Genomic DNA, 15,343 nt, shown 5'->3' on the forward strand with positions numbered 1-15,343 from the left:
AAAATGGCCGAAGTAGGTTTAAAAAAGTGGATTATTACATTTACAGTAATCACAGCTTCTTTGTTGGAGCTGATTGATACAACTATCGTAAACGTAGCAATTCCACAGATACAGGGAAACCTGGGCGCTACCCTGGAGGATGTGGCCTGGCTTTCTACCGGCTATGCGGTAGCAAACGTTATTGTATTGCCAATGTCGGGCTGGTTGGGTAACCGGTTTGGCAGGAAAAATTATTTTCTTACCTCCATTATTGTTTTTACACTCGTTTCCTTTTTATGCGGAAACGCGACTTCATTAAACGAGCTTATTTTATTCCGGATTATTCAGGGATTGGCCGGTGGTGGTTTAATATCAACAGCACAAGCTATTCTGATCGAAACCTGGCCACGTGAAGATGTGGGTATTGCAACAGCCTTGTTTGGTTTGGGTGCAGTAGTTGGGCCAACGGTTGGACCCACCATTGGTGGATATATTTTGGATGTGAGTTCATGGCCGTGGATTTTTTATGTAAATATTCCCGTCGGAATACTCGCGGCCTACTGTACCTATTCCTTTGTGCGGGCCACCCCGAAAGAAGGGCAGGGTCAACCTGTCGACTGGTGGGGTATTGCCTTATTGGCAGTTGCGGTAGGTAGTTTACAAACATTGCTCGAAAAAGGAGAGAGCGAAGACTGGTTTGCAACCCCTTACATTACAGCTTTGGCTGCGGCCTCGGTATTTGGCTTATTGCTTTTCATCTGGAGGGAGATGAGTACTGACCACCCGATTGTGAACTTTAAGATTATGCGGCATAGAAGTTTTTCTGTGGGTATGTTTACTTCCTTTATTTTAGGGTTTGGTTTATATGGCTCTGTGTTTATTTTTCCGGTATTCTGTCAGAATTTACTGGGCTTTTCGGCCCTGCAAACTGGAGAATTGTTATTCCCCGGCGGTTTGTGCACCATTATCATGATGCCTTTTATCGGTATTATGCTTAAAAAAGGTATACCTGCACAGTTTATGGCTACTTTTGGTATGCTGGCATTCTTTATTTTCTGTTGGATGCTGAGTAAATCAACACTTCAATCGGGTACCGGAGATTTCTTTTTGCCATTGGTCATCAGGGGGATAGGTATGGCCTTATTGTTTGTACCCTTAACCACGCTGGCTATCCAGGATTTGAAAGGACCAGAAATTGGTCAGGGATCGGGTTTAAATAATATGATGCGCCAGTTGGGCGGTTCGTTCGGTATAGCGGCTTTAACCACGTTGATCCACATCCGATCAGGTTTCCACAGAAGTAACCTGTTGACTAACCTTAACGATTATAACCAGCCATTTGTTGATCGTTTTAATGGTCTGATCAAAGGTTTTATGGCTAAAGGCCAGACCTTGTTTGATGCCAAAATTATGGCAGCAAAGGCGATGGAAGGAATCGTAACCAGGCAAACGATGTTACTTACATACGACGATGCCTACTGGGTTGCAGGATTGATCATGCTGTTCTCCATCCCTTTATTATATCTTCAAAAGTTTAAGAAAAATGCAAACATTCCTGCCGATGTGCACTAAAATTTGCAAGGAAATGCCATAAATAATGGCAAAAAATAAAAACAGCCGGTGTATTTTATTACATCGGCTGTTTTAACCCAAAAAATTAACAATCAATGCAATGCCCTTAAACATTGCAAATGTTCTTACTTAACCACATCGTGGCCAAATAAGATTCTAAAAATAAAATTTATTCTACAATTTTCCAAATTGTAAGCTTTAGAATTTTAATACCTTATGCATTTTTTGTAGTATTACGGTACACAAAACTATTGCATAACCTATGCCGAAACTTCGTTTAACTACGCAACGTGAATCTATTTTCAATAATGAGGTCATCTCAAAATTCGAACTGTTTAACAGTTTATTTCTCACCTTGCCTTTTTACAAAATTAAGGATACCGGAACGTTGCTTCCGTTGTTTTTTAAGAGCTGTGAAGAAGGAATCGCCAACGGAGAAAAACCCGCACAGATTATTGAAGAATTTTTCGCCAAGTATACCAGTTATACCGAGCCTAAGGATATTATTGATCTTCTTTTCAGGTTTATCCAATATATCGAACGTCAGGTAGTACTTTTTGATGCGGTTGAAGATGCTTCTTTTACCAAATTAAATACCACTGATGAGCAGAGTACACTGGCCTTTATTTTAAAGAAGAATGCGGATAATAAACCTGTACTGGCCAAAATTGAAAAACTGATTGATGAACTTTCGCTCCGTTTGGTTTTAACCGCACACCCTACCCAGTTTTATCCCGGAAGTGTTTTAGCCATTATTACTGATTTGACCAAAGCGATTAGGGATAACGATATTACCTCCATGAATTCGCTTTTACAGCAGTTGGGTAAAACGCCATTTTTCAATAAAAAATCGCCAACACCGGTTGATGAAGCCTTAAACCTGGCCTGGTTCTTAGAAAATACTTTTTATTTTGCCGCGGCAAATATACAGGAAGAAATAGACCAGAACCTGGATGAATACAACCTGGAAACCAAGAAAATTTTAGAACTGGGTTTCTGGCCGGGGGGTGATCGGGATGGAAATCCGAACATCCATGCCGATACCACATTGGAAGTTTCTAAGATGTTGCGACAGATCCTTTTCCGCTGTTACTACCGCGATTTCAGAGTGATTAAACGCCGCATTACTTTTAGGGGAGTTGAAGAAAACATTGCCAAACTGCATAATGTACTTTATCAGAATGCTTTCGATCAGACCTGCGAGCTTCATGATATTTCTGATGAATTAAGGGATAACCTGAATAAAATCAAAGATACATTATTGGCAGAACACGAAGGTTTGTTTGTTGATCTGGTAAACAATCTGATCCGTAAAATAGACTTATATGGCAATTACTTCGCCTCGTTGGATATCCGCCAGGATAGCCGTGTATTGAGAAAGGTGCATGCCTATTGCCGCGAAAATAAACCAATTTCTTCTTTATACCCTGCTAATTATGATCAACTTTCGGAAGCAGAGAAATTAGCACTGATTTCATTTAAGGAAGCAACTGTTGTTTACGCCAGTGAGGCTGATGCCTTAACAAATGATACGATTGAGGTCATTAAAGAAATTAAAGGCATCCAAAAACGAAATGGCGAAAAAGCCTGTCACCGTTTTATTATCAGCAATTGTCAGCAGGCCAGTGATATCCTTCAGTTGATCGAGCTTTTCCTTTGGAACGGTTGGAGCAAAGATTCGTTAACCATTGATTTTGTGCCGCTTTTTGAAACGGTAAACGATTTAAAAGGTGCTGCGGCCATTATGGAAACCTTGTATAGCAATCCGTTTTATAAGGCACATCTGGCTAAGCGTGGCCATAAACAACACATCATGTTGGGTTATTCTGACAGTACCAAAGATGGTGGTTATTTAATGGCGAACTGGTCTATTTTTAATGGTAAAACGTCGTTGTCGGCCGTTGCGGCAAACCACAATATCCAACTGTCCTTTTTTGACGGACGTGGTGGCCCGCCTGCACGTGGGGGAGGTAAAACACACCGTTTTTATGCTTCAATGGGTAAGGAAATTGCGAACAAAAATATGCAGTTGACCGTTCAGGGGCAAACCATCAGTTCTCAATACGGTTCTGTAGAAAGTGCTGAATTTAACATTGAGCAATTGATCAATGCGGGATTAACCTCCGGACTAAAAGAAAAACATAATGTGCTTTTAGATCCTGAAAATAAAGCCCTTCTGGATGAAATGGCAGAAGATGGTTACAAGGCTTTTGTAGACCTGCGCGAGCATCCGCTGTTTGTAAGTTACCTGGAAAAACTTTCGCCTTTAAAACTATTATCGCAAGCCAATATCAGTAGCCGCCCGGTAAAAAGAAATGGTGGCGGCGAAATGAAACTTGAAGATTTAAGGGCTATCAGTTTTGTAACGGCCTGGAGTATGCTTAAACAGAACGTACCGGGTTTTTATGGAATGGGTACGGCAATGAAAAATCAGGAAAAGGCGGGTAACTGGGATAAGGTGGTTAAAGTTTATGAGGATTCTGATTACCTGAAAACCATAGTCGATAACTGTATGATGAGTATGAGCAAATCAGATTTTGTGATTACAGCTCATTTGGCCAACGATAAAGAGTTTGGTGCCTTTTGGACCCAATTACATGAAGAGTTCAATTTAACCAAAGAGATGCTCTTGAAACTCTCAGGACAGCCAACTTTAATGGCTAACTACCCGGTTGATAAAAAATCGATCGCCACACGCGAGAAAATTATTCTGCCTTTGGTTTTGATCCAGCATTTCGCGTTAGAGAAACTGCAGCACGATCAGAACGAGAAAGACCAACAGGCTTTAGAAAAACTTGCGGTAAGAACGGTATTTGGTATTGTAAATGCAGGTAGGAATTTGGCTTAGTTAAGCCAAATCTGTAAGGTGTTTAATATATTTCCAAGGTCTGTGTCCTCACAGGCCTTTTTTTTGGAAGCAAATTCGGTCGTCACCCTGAATTCAGTTCAGGGCCTTAATAGCACGAAAAGATTGCTTCCCCGAAATCTGGGCAGGTTATGAGTTGAAAAAGCCTCCTCACCAAGACGAATGTAATAAAACAAAAATCTCCCGCTGATTTTCATCAACGAGAGATTTAATATTTCGAAAAGCCAGATTAAGGCTTAAGACGATTATCGATCAATCGAACCTATCACTTTTTGGCCGAAGGCATTTAATGCGTCTTTTTCGGCAGCACCTTCACTTACCATCTGGTGCACTTCCAGTGCGCCACAGATATTGGTAATCATTTCACCTGCCACATCAACTTCATGTTCGCTAACGCCTCTAAATTCACAGAAAGCCTCTAAAACCTCTAAAGTAGTCTCCAGCTGTGCAGGAGTGGTGTTTTGAAATAACTGTCTTATAACCGGAATCTTCATTACTTTATCTTATTAAATAGTTCAATCAAGCCCTCTGCTTTGTTGGTTTGTACCTGGTCTACCAAAGCACCACTCTCAAAGGCTGCAAAGGTTGGTAAATTATCAACGTTTGCAAATTTGCGTGAGTTTGGAAGTTTTTCGGCATCAACAATCAGGAAAGCTACCTCTTCATTTTCTGAAGCCAGTTTTTTAAACTTAGGTTTCATGATCCTGCAGTTTCCGCACCAGGATGCAGCATACTGAACCATCACCTTTGGGTTATCGGCTAAATATTGTTGAAGATTATCTTCTGTTAATTCTAAAAACATAATGTTTTGTTTAATTAGTTAGCGGCTAAATATTCAGCTACGCCTGTTCTGTTTGCGTTCATTGCTTCTTTTCCTTCTTCCCAGTTTGCAGGGCAAACTTCGCCATGTTTCTGAACGTGAGCATAAGCATCAATTAAGCGTAGATATTCTTTAACGTTTCTACCGAGTGGCATATCGTTAACGCTTTCGTGGAAAACCTTACCGGTTTCGTCGATCAGGTAAGTCGCTCTGAAAGTTACGTTAGAACCTGAGAATGATTCATTGCCTTCTTCGTCGTAATTAACTTCCTGATCTAAAATATCTAAGATACCTGATAATTGTCTGTGGGTATCTGCTAAAATCGGATAAGTAACACCTTCAATACCACCATTATCTTTTGGCGTATTTAACCAGGCGAAGTGAACTTCGTTGGTATCGCAAGATGCACCAATAACGATTGTATTTCTTTTTTCAAATTCAGGTAGCGCCGCCTGGAAAGCGTGTAATTCTGTAGGGCAAACGAAAGTAAAATCTTTTGGATACCAGAATAATAATACTTTGCTATTTTTGTTTACAGCTTCTTCAAATACATTGATTTTTAAGTCATCACCCATGTCTGACATTGCATCAATACTAACACTCGGGAATTTTTTACCTACTATTGCCATAATTTTTTGTCTTTAATTTTGTTGGCACAAAGGTAAGGCTAAAAGCGGAGTCAGTCAACCCTGATCTACCAATAGTTAATTGTATTTATTGATAACGATATAGAAGAAAACTATATTGTTTTTGTAAAGAATAGCAGAGCTCTATTTTGCTTTTGTCGTCACAGCGAGCGGAGGGCAGCGCCGTCGAGAAATCTTCCTTGAGAAAGATCTCTCCACTCCACTGCGTTCCGGTCGAGATGACGGTGTTTTATTAAAAACTATCTCTTCAACGTATTCTCGTATAATTTAAATATCCTTTTGTATTCATCTGTCCAGCTGCTTGGCTCGATAAAACCATGGTCTTCTACCGGGTAAACCGCAAGTTCCCAGTTATTTTTGCCCAATTCGATAAAGCGTTGCGTTAGGCGTACAATATCCTGAAAATGCACATTTACATCCACCATTCCATGTGCCATTAACAAATTGCCTTTTAATTTATCCGCGAAGTAAATCGGAGAGCTTCTTTTATAGGCAATCGGATCGTTGAAAGGTTCGTTTAAAATATTCGAAGTATAACCATGGTTATAATGTGCCCAATCGGTAACCGATCTTAAAGCGGCACCGCTGGTAAAAACATCCGACTGGTTAAACATCGCCATCAAAGTAATAAAACCACCATAAGAGCCGCCATATAGGCCTACATGCCTCGGATTAACACCGTATTTCTCTACCAAAAACTTAACCCCATCTGCCTGGTCGGTTAAATCTTTTCCACCCATATGGCGGTAGATACCTGTACGGTGATCGCGGCCATAGCCCGAACTTCCGGTATAATCGATATCGATTACGGTGTAACCATTATCGGCCAGTAAATTATTGAACATAAACTCACGGAAGTAGGTACTCCAGCCAAAGTGTACATTTTGAAGATAACCTGCGCCGTGAACAAAAACTACCGCTGGATGGTTAGGATGCGGATTTTCCGATTTATAAACCCTTGCATACACATCTGCACCGTAACGGTTTTTAAAAGAAACCATATCGGGCTGGCGCCATTTGTAGGAATTAAATTCAGCTGATGTAGATTGGGTAATTTTTACAGCTTTGGCGCCAAATTTATTGGGCTGGAGATATAACTCTCCGGGTTTGTCTATAAAGGAATAATTAATGGCAAGGTATTTCTCATCTGGGGAAAGGGTAATTTCATTTAAGCCCTTCATGGTGGTAATCTGTACCAGTTCACCACCATTTACGCCGATTTTGAAGAAATTGGTAATACCGGGGTGCTCCTTATTCGCTTTGATATAAAACGTATTTCTATCTTTTGATAACTGTACCGATTGTACCTCCCATTTGCCAGATGTAAGCTGTTTTTTATCTCCGGTATTTACATTGGCTACATAAAGGTGTGAGTACCCTGTTGCTTCGCTTTGGTAATAAAAACGGTTATTGTCTATCCATCCCGTATTGCCCTGGTAAAAGCCACTAATGCCCGGGCCTCCAATCCAGGCTTCATCGCGTTGACGGTCGACCACAGAAAACGTTCCTGTTAAAGCATCTAGTTTTAAAATCCAGCGGTCTTTATTATCAGTAGAAGTAGCCACAACAACTGCATAACTTCCATTATCATTCCAAAGCGGGCCAAAGAAATTTACAGGCCGGTCTGCATTTTTCTTTTTTAAGGTATCCAGTTCTTTCGGATAATCTTTCAGATAATCGGGAAGATCTTTTATTCCGGTAATGGTCGAAGTTTGGATGGCATACACCGTATCCCGTTGTGTATCATATATAAAACCCTTTGAGATATTTTCGTTTTCTCCAACCTTGGTTCTTCCGGGGATATCTTCTGTGTAACCAGAAGAAGTTACATAATTCGGAACGATGGTACTGTGGTTATTCTGTGCGGGTGTAGTTAATTTATAAGTAATAAAATGCCCATCCGGACTGATGATTACGTTATTTAAGAACTTGTCTTCAGTGTATAGTTCTTTTAATGATTTTGTATCTGCCGAGCTATTCCCAAAGCGGCCTCTTCCGCCGCGGGAACCGTTTTTGGTTTCGGCATTTCGTTTTTTAATAATATCGAATAGTTCTGTCTGTTGTGCTTTTAACCATTTATCCTGTTCGGTGGCTGGTTTGATTTCCGCTCTTCCAGCTTTTTTACCTTTAACAAAATTGGTAAGCTGCTTGGTTTCTGCTGATTTTAAATCAATCATGAAAAGATTATCGCCCAATTGATAAACAACATTTCCATTGGTTAAAAAAACCGGACTGCTTTCCCTCTCCTGTGTGCTGGTTAAGCGCGTTTCTTTATTCGTTTTGAAGTTCTGTAAATAAATATCTCCGCTTTTTTCTACTAAGCCAAGAGAGCGATCAGCATTGTAGGTATAATTTAAACTCAATAGCTTTTCATCTTCCTTTTCTGCTGCTTTAACAGGTTTAGCAGAAGTTGCAGAAACTTTGAATAATTCTTCTTTGGCTTTATTTTCGGGGTTCCAGTTAAAATAAAGGGTTTTGCTATCTGCCGTCCAGCGAAAGTTGGTTGGCGCAATGCCCATCCACTTCGGATCGCGCATTATTTTTTCGACTGTTAAGGGCGCTAGTTGTTGCGCAAAAGTATATTCGCCTGTGCAGAGCAATAGGAAAAGTAAATATTTCTTCATGAATTTTAGGTTTGGATGCAATTTAGATAATGGCAAGGTTAAATCCAGAAGGAAATGGAAATGTTACACCATCCAGTATATCAGTTGCCACAGAGGCACATAACTTATAGAAAAAATTTAATAATATTCCGTGTAATCCAGTTTCCGCAGCCAGGAAATTATCGGATTACTCTTCCGGTTTTATCTATATTCACATCATCAAAAGGCTTCAGATAGTCGTTAATGATAACGGCAAACTCTCTTCTGGTCAACACCTTTTTAAGGTCGTATTTGGAACTAAATTTATAATTTTTATTCCACTTCTTTTGCAATTCGGTTTTGGTTGCCTCAACTGATTTATTCCCCACATAACAAAGCATGGCAATGGTGTTTTCTAAATTGATGGGGATATTCTGATGATCATCGAACCAGATCTGGGCTTTGTAATAATAATCTTTGATGGGTTGCTTAATCTCATCGTAAGTTATTTCTTTTTCAGGATTAAAATAAGCTTTGTTTTGCTTTATTTCAGCCTTAATAATGCCGGTTACACCAACTTTTTGAATGGCCAGCCAGTTAGTATCTGTCGCATTTACATCTTCAAAGGGCATTAGTGCATGTTTGTAGGCCAATAACTCGCCCTGGATTCTTTTTAAACTTGATAAACTGGTTTTGGTGTCAAAAAATGCGGCATAAGCTGCGGTTGCGCCAGCGGCTTGTCCAATTTCAATTTGATCTTTAGCAATGTATAGCAAATTTTCCTGATCTGGGATCAATAAGCCGTATAGAGATAAAAAGCGAGCTCCTGAAGAAATTTTGGATACAGTTGTCCTGTAAGTATTTTCGTTATAGTTTAATGGACTTGAAAATGCCGGATTTAAAGTGGAAATTTTTAATGCTGTAAGCAATTTTTCAGAATTATCGGCCAGCACAAGAACTTTGGCTTTAATGCTTTTATCTTTGGTCAACTTAGCTTCCCAACCAATTCCAGAACGTTTAATTTCTGTATAAGGAGTGTTGTTAATGACATTCAAAAGTAAGGTACTATCTACAAGATTTACTTTCGGCCGGTTTTTTTTATCGGGTTTAGGTTTTGGAGCTTCTAAGCTTTTTGAATTTTCAGTTTCCCGCTTTAAAAAATTTTGGTAAAAAGGCAGTAGAGCCCTTTTATTTTCAGTTATTTTATTTAAATCCAACTGCTCTTTTTGGGTAAGCAGGATGGTTTTTACTCCCGATTTAAAAGCCTGAAAAGACGCGGCATAAGCGGCATCACCGTTACCGATAACCAGTACATCTGTTTTTATGGTTTGGGCATGAATAACCAAAGGAATTATGAATGCGAAAACAAAAAACAGTCTTTTCATCTTTATATTAAAATTTGCTGCAATATGCTTTAAATGAATGAATTTTTAATGAAAAGGCTGCATTTTAAATAAATTTAACGCGTAATTTCAGGTAAACTATGGAACAAGAGATCAAATCGGTTTTCGATTTACAGCAAAAGCATCAATTCAGTTTACGTAAAACGGATGCAAAAACCCGTATAGATAAGCTGAAATTACTGAAACAAGCCTTAGCAGGAGCAGAAGAGGCCGTATTTACGGCGTTGGAAAAGGACCTGCGTAAAAACCGTTTCGAAAGTGCTGTAACTGAACTGTATTTTACCTATGCCGAAATCGATTTTGCCATTAAAAAACTGAAAGGATGGATGAGCCCCAAATCCGTAGGCAAAACCATGAGTAATCTTTTTGCGCAGAACAAAATCTATTATGAACCCAAAGGCGTTTGCCTGATTATAGCGCCCTGGAACTACCCGTTACAATTGATGATGAGTCCATTGGTTTCGGCAATTGCCGCAGGAAACTGCGTAATGTTGAAACCATCAGAATTAAGTGAAGCAACTGCTGGCGTAATCAGTAAATTAATTGCAACCACTTTTGATCCTAAAGAAATTGCCTGTTTTGAAGGCGATGCTGATGTTTCTACCGAATTGCTAAAACTCCCGTTCGATCATATTTTTTTTACCGGAAGTACCACAATTGGCAAAGTGGTGATGGAAGCTGCTGCAAAAAACCTGACTTCGGTTACGTTGGAGCTTGGCGGAAAATCGCCGGCTATTGTAGATGGAACCTGTAATATTAAAAAGGCTGCCGAAAAAATTGCCTGGGGCAAATTGGTTAATGCAGGGCAGACCTGTATTGCACCGGATTATGTCCTGATCGAAGAAAATAAGCGGAATGACTTTATCGAACATTACAAAATTGCAGTCGGAAGAATGTTTGGTGAAGGCGCTGGAATTAATAAAAACGATTATGCTAAAATAATTAACGATAAACAATTTAAGCGTTTGGCTAAATTAAAAGAAGATGCGATTGCCGATGGAGCAGTATTGACTTTTGGTGGTGAAACAAATGAAAAAAGTTTAACCGTATTGCCCACACTTTTAACTTCAGTAAACGAAAAAAGTGCCATCATGCAGGAAGAAATTTTTGGTCCCATTTTGCCTGTTATTACTTTTAAAAACTTAGAGGAAGCTATCAATATTGTGAACAGCAAAAATAAACCTTTGGCACTTTACATCTTTTCAGATAACAAACAGCATCAACATAAAATCATTAATGAAACCAGTGCTGGCGGAACTTGTGTAAATGATGTATTAGTTCATATCAGCAACCCCAATTTACCATTTGGAGGTGTGAACAGCAGTGGGATAGGAAGCTGTCATGGCTTTTTTGGCTTCAAAACCTTTTCGCACGAAAGGGCGGTTGTTTTTCAATCAAAATTGGGTGTGACCAAAATGATTTATCCGCCTTATGCACCAAAAATGGGTTTGTTAAAATGGTTGAAGAAGTTGATGTAATATTTATTATGTTCCTTAAGCTGACGTAATTATATTTGCAATAAAAAGATGAAAAGACGCTCATACCTCTTAGTATTTTTTCTTTTGACAATTTTTACGGGATGTCAGAAGGAAAATAATCCAATGCAATCACCTGAACTTTCTGATTTTAACCTAAATATAGTCAGAGTGGGAGAGCCTTCCTTTACGCTCACCAATCCGAAAAGTAAAAGCACCGGAGCTTTTACTTTTAAAACGAATGATGCGTCGTTGGTTACTATCCAGGGGAATGTTGTTACGATAAAAAAAAGTGGTACTTGTGTGATAACGGCTATACAACAAGCAACAGAAAGCTTCAGTAAAGATTCTATTACGGCAAAGCTGATCATTGCCCCTCGGCTTTGGCCTTCACTTGGGTTTGTAATTCCTGATAAAAAAGTAGGCGATCCGCCATTTATTTTAACGCCTAAAAGTAATAGTAATGCAGAAATCACTTTTAAAAGTGACAATGCTGCTGTTGCAGTTATTGAGGGGCATCTGGTAACCATTAAGGGCCCGGGGAAGGCTGTTATAACGGCTTATCAGGCTCAATCCGGGATTTACGAAGCATCTAGTGTTTCTGAAAATCTTATCGTTACCGAAGCATCAACAGCTGAAACATTGAAGGATATAGATGGGAATGTATATAAAACGGTAAAAATAGGGAATCAGGTGTGGATGATGGAAAACTTGCGGACAACGCATTACAGAGATGGAACGATAATACAAAATGTGACAGACAATTCCAGCTGGGCCGCACAACTAAATGGGGCGTATTGTAACTATAATAATAGTATAGAACTAGGCAAAACATATGGATTTTTATATAATTGGTATGCGGTAAATAGTGATCATAAGCTTGCGCCACAAGGATGGCATATCCCAACCAGTGCTGAATGGACTATTTTGTATAATTATATTGGGGGCGACCGTTATAGTGGCGGCAAAATTCAGGAAAGTGGCATCAGTCATTGGAGTAATGATACAGGTGCTTCAAACATAACACAGTTTACAGGCTTACCTGCAGGAAGTAGGAATGCAGATGGGACATATCATGGTATAACTTCTGATTCTAATTGGTGGACTGCTACGGCTAATCCTAATGGAACAGCATCGTATTACAATTTATATGTTAAAGGTTATATTGAAATTGCGGAGAGCATTAAAAGTTTTGGTTACTCGGTAAGATGCATTAAAGATTAATTAATGGATTTAGAACAGCTTAAATACCCTATCGGTCAGTTTGTTATGCCTGATATCTTTGATCAAAAACAGATTGATGCCTGGATTTCTGATATAGAAGCATTACCAGGCCAAATAAAAAAGGCTACAGAAAATCTGACAGATGAAGAACTGGAGCAGACCTATCGTCCCGGAGGCTGGACATTGCGGCAGGTTGTTCATCATGTTCCGGACAGTCATATCAATGCCTATATCCGTTTTAAGCAAGCCGTTACTGAAGACATTCCGGTAATCAGGTCATATTTTGAGGAACGCTGGGCAGAAACCGAAGAGGCCAGGAATGGTGATATTAAATTGTCAGTTGAGTTGTTAACAGGTTTACATCAGCGTTGGGTTGCTTTTTTAAAAACATTAAAAATAGAAGATTATCAAAGGAAATACATTCATCCGGCCTATAATAAAGAGCTAACTTTGGCCAATATGCTTGGCATGTATGCCTGGCACGGGAAACATCACCTTGCTCACCTCGCTAATACCATATATAAATGAAAAGAATCTATTTATACTCCCTGATTTTATTTCTTGCCAGTTTTTATAGCAATGTTAAAGCGCAAAAAAATTCATCAAAAACCTTTTCATTTGTATTGGGCTCATGGGAAATGCAAACGCCCAAAGGAAAAATTGTGGAACAATGGATCCAGGGGGCTGATAAAATAATGAAAGGCAAGAGCTATCGCGTTAGCATAAAAGGAGATAGCATACTTACTGAAACATTACAGATCAGAAAAACTGGAAAAGATGTTTTCTATTGTTCAACTGTTGCTCATCAGAATGAAGGAAAAGAAGTATGTTTTAAGCTTATTTCCACAAAGGATCGAATTTATATTTTCGAAAATGCGGCACACGATTTTCCACAAAGAATAGTTTACCAAAACCTGGGTAAAAATGAAATGCTCGCCTGGATTGAAGGCGAGCTTAATGGCAAAAGCCGGAAATCGGAGTTTAGGTATAAGCGCCAATAGCTTACATCAATATCAACATGGCTGCGCTCATGGCCATCATAATCGCATCTTCCACAATGGTTACGGTACTCATCGGCAAGTTAAAAACAGCCCCTAAACAAGCACACTGAATCTTTTTCTTATTTAAAACGCTTTCTAAAACTCCAAGTATACTGATGGTCATGACGATCAGGGTAATCCAGTTTACAATATTTGGCGAAAGGTTCAATGCAAAGGATAAACCTAGGCCTAATTCGATAAAAGCATAGATATAACCCCATGCGCTGAATTTTTTAGCTACAACATCATACATGGCATAACTTTCGGCAAAGGCCTTTAAGTTGAGCATTTTAAAGAAAGAAAAGGTCAGGAAGAAACCTGCCATAAAAATGCGCATGAATACCATAAAATTGATTGTATTGTCCTGCCAGGAAACGACTAAAGATATTGCGGTAACATATCCGAATATCAATAGAATGGGTTTGTAGGTTTCGGCCCACGATTTTGCATCTTCAAGTGTTTCATTATGGTGCGCGGCAGAAATTTGATATTTACTGCCGGAGCCGCCTAAAGCTTGCTGCAAAGTCTCCAAGCCAATATGTTTATCCATGCTGATGGTAGCCGTATTGGCATCTTTAGAAACCTCTACAGCGGTTATATCTGGTAAAACAAGCAGGTTACTTTTTACTTTATTTTCGCAACCACCACAGGTCATGCCCGTGAGTTGATAGGTATGTGTCATGATTAAATTCTTTCAGGCAAATTTACCGCTTCTGGAGGCCAAAAGCGTTACAGAATAATCATAAAGTTTTATAGAATTTTAGTTTATGTTGTTCCACTGGAAGTCGTCATTTCGAGCGGAGTGTAACGTAGTCGAGAAATCTTTCTTGAGATAGATCTCTCCGCTCCACTGTGTTACGGTCGAGATGACGCATTTTTGCTTCGCACTTCATTTAAATCCTATTACCCCACCAAAACCGAAGTCATTGTTAACGAACCGCCCACTGCCTTATCATTAAAAAACGAAACCTCTTCTTTGTCGTTTTTCATGCCAAGGGTATAAATAAGCGGCAAATAATGTTCTGGCGTAGGAATGGCTAACATCGCATCATTGCCAAGGTTACGGTAGTTGATTAAAGGCTGATGATCACCGTTTGCAATTAGATTTTTAAACTTATCATTCATTTCAATTGCCCAATCGTAACCGCCTCCATTAATCATTTCCCAACTGAGCATGCGCAGATTATGGACCATGTTGCCACTGCCGATAACCAGCACGCCTTTTTTTCGGAGCGCGTAAATTTCTTTGGCAATTTCATAATGTTGTGCCGGCGATTTGGTATAATCGATACTCAGTTGCAAAATAGGAATAGCTGCATCAGGATACATGTGCCTTACCACCGTCCAGGTGCCATGATCGAGGCCCCAATCGTGGTCTAAGCCAACAGGAGTGGAGTGGATTAAGCCAGGTATTTCTGCAGCCAGTTTCGGATCTCCCGGTGCAGGATACTGAACATCGAAAAGTGCCTGAGGGAAACCGCCAAAATCGTGAATGGTAGCCGGGAAATTCATTGCCGTTACAAAAGTACCGTGCGTGTACCAATGCGCCGATACCACCAAAACAGCTTTTGGAACAGGAATATGTTTGGCCAGATCTGCCCAGCTCTCACTAAACTCATTGTTTTCGATACCGTTCATTGGTGAGCCGTGGCCAATAAAAAGCGTTGGCATTAAATCCGTTTGAGACAGGCGTTGAGTAAAGTTTCTGAATTGGGATAGTGCAGACATGGATATT

General features: G+C 39.6%; 13 protein-coding genes. 6 read left to right on the top strand and 7 right to left on the bottom strand.

What is annotated here, in order from left to right; genetic code table 11:
- Positions 1–3: 3 nt before the first annotated feature.
- Together ABEG20_RS18425 and ABEG20_RS18430 are read left to right on the top strand one after the other, a co-directional pair.
- Positions 4–1,551 carry a DHA2 family efflux MFS transporter permease subunit gene (locus tag ABEG20_RS18425; protein ID WP_406824710.1) on the top strand — a complete coding sequence of 516 codons (1,548 nt, stop codon included), beginning with the start codon at positions 4–6 and terminating at the stop codon, positions 1,549–1,551.
- Between the two features lie 262 nt (positions 1,552–1,813).
- Positions 1,814–4,399 carry a phosphoenolpyruvate carboxylase gene (locus tag ABEG20_RS18430; protein ID WP_406824711.1) on the top strand — a complete coding sequence of 862 codons (2,586 nt, stop codon included), beginning with the start codon at positions 1,814–1,816 and terminating at the stop codon, positions 4,397–4,399.
- A gap of 263 nt (positions 4,400–4,662) precedes the next feature.
- On the opposite strand, the gene ABEG20_RS18435 is transcribed toward ABEG20_RS18430, so the two are convergent.
- From ABEG20_RS18435 to ABEG20_RS18455, 5 genes are all read right to left on the bottom strand, one after another.
- Positions 4,663–4,911, bottom strand: coding sequence for a DUF6952 family protein (locus tag ABEG20_RS18435; protein WP_406824712.1), 249 nt, complete (start codon positions 4,909–4,911; stop codon positions 4,663–4,665).
- On the bottom strand, positions 4,911–5,219 hold the full coding sequence (locus tag ABEG20_RS18440) for a thioredoxin family protein (protein ID WP_406824713.1): 309 nt from the start codon (positions 5,217–5,219) through the stop codon (positions 4,911–4,913). The genes ABEG20_RS18435 and ABEG20_RS18440 overlap by 1 nt, the downstream gene beginning before the upstream one ends.
- A gap of 14 nt (positions 5,220–5,233) precedes the next feature.
- Positions 5,234–5,866 carry a peroxiredoxin gene (locus ABEG20_RS18445; protein WP_039479644.1) on the bottom strand — a complete coding sequence of 211 codons (633 nt, stop codon included), beginning with the start codon at positions 5,864–5,866 and terminating at the stop codon, positions 5,234–5,236.
- Positions 5,867–6,123: 257 nt separating this feature from the next.
- Positions 6,124–8,508, bottom strand: a complete 2,385-nt coding sequence (locus ABEG20_RS18450; protein WP_406824714.1) for a prolyl oligopeptidase family serine peptidase — start codon at positions 8,506–8,508, stop codon at positions 6,124–6,126.
- A gap of 158 nt (positions 8,509–8,666) precedes the next feature.
- Complete coding sequence (locus ABEG20_RS18455; RefSeq protein WP_406824715.1) at positions 8,667–9,851, bottom strand: hypothetical protein; 1,185 nt, start codon at positions 9,849–9,851, stop codon at positions 8,667–8,669.
- A 98-nt stretch (positions 9,852–9,949) separates the two neighbouring features.
- On the opposite strand from ABEG20_RS18455, the gene ABEG20_RS18460 reads away from it, so the two are divergent.
- The 4 genes from ABEG20_RS18460 to ABEG20_RS18475 all read left to right on the top strand — a co-directional run bounded on the left by ABEG20_RS18460 (position 9,950) and on the right by ABEG20_RS18475 (position 13,569).
- Positions 9,950–11,347, top strand: coding sequence for an aldehyde dehydrogenase family protein (locus tag ABEG20_RS18460; RefSeq protein WP_406824716.1), 1,398 nt, complete (start codon positions 9,950–9,952; stop codon positions 11,345–11,347).
- A 168-nt stretch (positions 11,348–11,515) separates the two neighbouring features.
- Entirely contained in the window at positions 11,516–12,568 is a 1,053-nt protein-coding gene (locus tag ABEG20_RS18465) for a fibrobacter succinogenes major paralogous domain-containing protein (RefSeq protein WP_406824717.1), read from the top strand.
- Between the two features lie 3 nt (positions 12,569–12,571).
- Entirely contained in the window at positions 12,572–13,096 is a 525-nt protein-coding gene (locus tag ABEG20_RS18470; protein ID WP_406824718.1) for a YfiT family bacillithiol transferase, read from the top strand.
- A complete protein-coding gene (locus tag ABEG20_RS18475) occupies positions 13,093–13,569 on the top strand; it encodes a DUF6265 family protein (protein ID WP_406824719.1) in 477 nt (158 codons plus the stop codon). The genes ABEG20_RS18470 and ABEG20_RS18475 overlap by 4 nt, the downstream gene beginning before the upstream one ends.
- 1 nt (position 13,570) lies before the next feature.
- Here ABEG20_RS18475 and ABEG20_RS18480 read toward each other — a convergent pair whose 3' ends face one another.
- Positions 13,571–14,290: a heavy-metal-associated domain-containing protein gene (locus ABEG20_RS18480; protein WP_406824720.1), complete on the bottom strand. Its 720-nt coding sequence runs from the start codon at positions 14,288–14,290 to the stop codon at positions 13,571–13,573.
- A gap of 221 nt (positions 14,291–14,511) precedes the next feature.
- Positions 14,512–15,336, bottom strand: coding sequence for a 4,5-DOPA dioxygenase extradiol (ygiD, locus tag ABEG20_RS18485; RefSeq protein ID WP_406824721.1), 825 nt, complete (start codon positions 15,334–15,336; stop codon positions 14,512–14,514).
- Between the last annotated feature and the right edge of the window lie 7 nt (positions 15,337–15,343).

Origin of the sequence: Pedobacter sp. KACC 23697, from assembly GCF_045348445.1 — a bacterium.
GTDB lineage: Bacteria > Bacteroidota > Bacteroidia > Sphingobacteriales > Sphingobacteriaceae > Pedobacter.

Bases quoted from the DNA above. Each gene is read 5' to 3' on its own strand.
- ABEG20_RS18425 (WP_406824710.1), top strand. From the start codon at position 4: ATGGCCGAAGTAGGTTTAAAAAAGTGGATTATTACATTTACAGTAATC.
- ABEG20_RS18430 (WP_406824711.1), top strand. From the start codon at position 1,814: ATGCCGAAACTTCGTTTAACTACGCAACGTGAATCTATTTTCAATAAT.
- ABEG20_RS18435 (WP_406824712.1), bottom strand. From the start codon at position 4,911: ATGAAGATTCCGGTTATAAGACAGTTATTTCAAAACACCACTCCTGCA.
- ABEG20_RS18440 (WP_406824713.1), bottom strand. From the start codon at position 5,219: ATGTTTTTAGAATTAACAGAAGATAATCTTCAACAATATTTAGCCGAT.
- ABEG20_RS18445 (WP_039479644.1), bottom strand. From the start codon at position 5,866: ATGGCAATAGTAGGTAAAAAATTCCCGAGTGTTAGTATTGATGCAATG.
- ABEG20_RS18450 (WP_406824714.1), bottom strand. From the start codon at position 8,508: ATGAAGAAATATTTACTTTTCCTATTGCTCTGCACAGGCGAATATACT.
- ABEG20_RS18455 (WP_406824715.1), bottom strand. From the start codon at position 9,851: ATGAAAAGACTGTTTTTTGTTTTCGCATTCATAATTCCTTTGGTTATT.
- ABEG20_RS18460 (WP_406824716.1), top strand. From the start codon at position 9,950: ATGGAACAAGAGATCAAATCGGTTTTCGATTTACAGCAAAAGCATCAA.
- ABEG20_RS18470 (WP_406824718.1), top strand. From the start codon at position 12,572: ATGGATTTAGAACAGCTTAAATACCCTATCGGTCAGTTTGTTATGCCT.
- ABEG20_RS18475 (WP_406824719.1), top strand. From the start codon at position 13,093: ATGAAAAGAATCTATTTATACTCCCTGATTTTATTTCTTGCCAGTTTT.
- ABEG20_RS18480 (WP_406824720.1), bottom strand. From the start codon at position 14,290: ATGACACATACCTATCAACTCACGGGCATGACCTGTGGTGGTTGCGAA.
- ygiD (WP_406824721.1), bottom strand. From the start codon at position 15,336: ATGTCTGCACTATCCCAATTCAGAAACTTTACTCAACGCCTGTCTCAA.